Annotated in this window: 4 protein-coding genes; 1 reads left to right on the forward strand and 3 read right to left on the reverse strand. The window is 43.7% G+C overall.

What is annotated here, in order from left to right; all coding sequences use genetic code 11:
- The coding region (locus BG32_RS01580; protein ID WP_121526298.1) for a DUF1349 domain-containing protein at positions 1-330 on the forward strand (330 nt) is incomplete at its 5' end.
- 73 nt (positions 331-403) lie between these two features.
- On the opposite strand, the gene BG32_RS16010 is transcribed toward BG32_RS01580, so the two are convergent.
- The 3 genes from BG32_RS16010 to BG32_RS01590 form a co-directional block, all read right to left on the reverse strand.
- Positions 404-754, reverse strand: a complete 351-nt coding sequence (locus BG32_RS16010) for a hypothetical protein (RefSeq protein ID WP_259459429.1) — start codon at positions 752-754, stop codon at positions 404-406.
- 153 nt (positions 755-907) lie between these two features.
- Positions 908-2275: an alpha/beta fold hydrolase gene (locus BG32_RS01585; protein WP_259459430.1), complete on the reverse strand. Its 1368-nt coding sequence runs from the start codon at positions 2273-2275 to the stop codon at positions 908-910.
- Positions 2276-2417: 142 nt separating this feature from the next.
- A partial coding sequence (locus BG32_RS01590) for a glycoside hydrolase family 127 protein (RefSeq protein ID WP_147434786.1) occupies positions 2418-3413 on the reverse strand: 996 nt, incomplete at its 5' end.

Below are 3413 nucleotides of genomic sequence, written 5' to 3' on the forward strand. Positions count from 1 at the left end.
AGGGTCTCACCTTCCTGCTGGTTGAAGAGCTCTATTGAGTTTGAAGGAAGTGCCCCATCCAAACTAGGTGCCGTTGTTACTAACTCTGGCTATTCAGACTGGTCGACTCAAGATGTATCTTGCGAAACAAGGAGCCTAAGAGTTAAAGTCGACAGAAAGGGATCTGACTACTCAGTTTTTGCTTGGCAGGATGAGTGGGTTCAACTCCGGCTGGCAAGACTAATAGAAGACGACTGCAAACTTCCAGTTATGGTGGGGGCTTATTGCTGTAGTCCAAGAGGAAGTGGCTACAGAGTAGTCTTCGATGAAATCTCCTTGAACTGCAGATAGCCCTCTCGAAGGATATCAAGGAGATCCGAGACTGATCCGGTAATTTAGCCTTCTCCGCCGGAAGTGAGGTTATCTATTTTTGATCGGGCGACATTTCTTGACCAGATTCTTCAGTTATTACCAAGCCTATTTTGAAGGCATCAACCTGTTCCCTTCTTTTTTCGCCTTCAAAATAGAGAAATTCAAGCATAGAATCTCCTGAGTCTGTGGGTTTTAATCGAAACACTGAATACCTTACACCCATATACTCTACTTCAGTGATGTCACCAACAGGTTCTACTGCCGAATATGAAGAAAGTTGCCATTCGCAATCTTCTTCGTTGCCTTTCTTCAATCTAACCAAGACCGTTTGATCGATCCTTATTGAAATCGTTCTTCCATAGTCGGAATCCTGAACAAAAACATATTCTAACGGGTTCTGCAACGACTATTGTAGCCTCAAAAGTTCTCTCGGGAGCGACATCTTCCCACAGACTGCCATAATCAAACCTAAGCCTAGCCTGCCCGTAATTCATGCCTTCAAAGTAGAAGGTTTGTGCAACTTTCCCGGCTGAATACGGCGATGGCTCCGTAATTTTCACTTCATTTTCTCTTGCTGTCGGAGTACTTCAGGAGTGGTGGCAGAGATACGCCATCTTAATCCGGAATCAATAGGGGAATCGAGAATAACCTCTATAGGTTCATTGAGACCGACTACAATAGTTTTTCCCACATCTGAAGAATCAATAATTATCGGATCTATGTTGGGTTTTTCTACATTAATAGAAAATGAAGACGTCCTTATTGAAGTTTCCTCCCACAATGAACCAAAGGAAAACTCAATGGAAGACTTCCCAGATCCAACTACCCGGAAATCGAAGACGTCGCGTCCACCGCCTGATTCCTTAAGCTCTTCGTAGTATGGATCCGAAATCAGTCTTATAGAGTTTTCGTCTAAACTCTTGACTTTCCAGAAGTAGCCTGCACCTCGATTTGAAGGAAGCTTCACGGAAAAATCATCTCCAACGTGAAGTTCGTGAACTTTCTCAAGATCTTCCCATCCGAATACCATATCTCCTGGAACTTCCGACATGTCATCAAGATTCATTTCCTGTTGTCCTTGATGACCAAAGTTTTCTTCGGCTCTTTGAAGGAAATCTTCCACAATGGTTTTGAAGGCTTTCTTCTCTTCAAACATAGGTAGATGTCCGCTGTTCATGAACGTTACAAATTCTATATTTGGAGACCCCTCTTGAAACGTTAAGAGATTCTTGGCGCCGGGAAAGCTGTTTAATCCAGAGCAGATAAGAATCGGTAGGTTAATGTCTAAAAGTCCTGAGGAAAAATCATGTCCTCTAAGAATTCCACTAATGAAGGTAGGGGTTTCTCCCCAAAACAGGTTATAGATTTCCTCGTTTATAATATCTCTGGAAAGTACCGGCTTCAGTTCAGATGTGGGACCATCCCCAAACAAATAATAGAACTTGTCGAAACTCTGAGACGATTCACCATCGGCTAGATCGGATAATGCGGAATCGATTGCAGGGAGGTTCAATCTTGGATTTATCATTACAAGACTGAGCAGTCCTTCAGGATTTGTAAGGGCAAATCCAACGGCGATTGCTGATCCAAATCCATGGCCAAGAAGATGAAAAGAGTTTATTTCGAGCGAAAAAATAAGTGAAGCGAGTTCAGCAACAAAGTATTGAAAATCAATAGCTACATCCGAGTGATTCTTTGAACTCCCACTTTCAAGCTGATCGTATCTCAAAGTCTTCCTTCCACTGAGTATTCCTTTCATATAAGAACTGCTGAAGCCTGGACCGTCGCCAATCAGGATAACCACTTCTCCATCGGCTTCTTCGACTTCATAATGGATCTCGTTTCCGCTAAATAGAATCTGCCCTTCATAAGCTAGACAGCTCGCTGAAAAAGCTAATATTATGATCACAAAGAAAGTACGCAAATAAGACACTCTCCTGCCACAAAACAGATGTAAGAACGCTCCTTTCAATGAACTCGCGATTTCGAAAAGTCCGTCTATGGATCTTATTGGTTGCTTGAATTCACAGCATTGAGTTCCCAAAGAATAATAGATGGAGCTTTCCCTAGTGGACATGCAACCATACACACATTGTCGATTTTCCCCTGTTATTCCAGGCGTAGTATGGAACAAGAGAAAATCTAACATTGTTGCCCTTGCTCTTCACTGATCCAAGGGGGTTGTATAGCTTCTTTTCCCATCCATCCAGATCAAAGGCGACTCCCTTCCCACTAAGAATTACTGGGTTTCCTGGCAGTGCATCACTCTGTGTGACTTCGAAGTTCTTTCTTGAAGGCACTGACAAGGTTCTTACATCGAAATCCGGGTTGTCAACACCTTCTGCGCAGTAAACGAGAGGCCCCCTTTGGACCGAGACTTTGTCAGTGTTTTCCCTAAGAAGAGGGTTGGCGGTCATCAATCGAATGCGCATCGGAAGGGCCAGATATACTTCAGTCTTTCCCTTCCAGTTGCCTTCCAGCCGCACAAATCCCTTCTCTGGACGAAGTTTTTGTTTTATGCCATCGACCTGCACTTCGAATTCTCCTTCGGTCCATTCAGGAATTCTTAGGAGAATAGAGAGCTCAGTATCCAGATCAGTAGCAACAGTTAACTGCACTTCTTCAGAGTGTGGATAAGAAGTTTTCTGAATAATGGAAACTTCTCCGTCTCTAAAAGGAATTGTGGCTTTGCTCTCTTCGTAGAAATTGACCCTGATTTCGTTCAGAGTTGTTCCATAGATATAACCTCCGAAAGAGGTCAGCAATCTAGCGATGTTTGGAGGACAGCACGCGCATTCAAACCATTCCTCTCGCTCGCGTTTACCTGCGTCTTCCAGAGGATTGACATAGAAGTAGCGTTTACCATCAAGCGAAATTCCCGACAACACTCCATTATAGAAAGACTGCTCGAATAGGTCCAGGTACTTGGCATCACCAGATATCATATACATGCGCCAGTTCCAGAAGACATTTCCAACTGCAGCACATGTTTCCGCATAAGCTCTTCTGCTGGGTAATTCGAACTCTTCTCCGAAGGATTCTCCCTCGTATCTTGAGCCGGC

The organism is Mesotoga sp. HF07.pep.5.2.highcov (assembly GCF_003666285.1).
GTDB lineage: Bacteria > Thermotogota > Thermotogae > Petrotogales > Kosmotogaceae > Mesotoga > Mesotoga prima.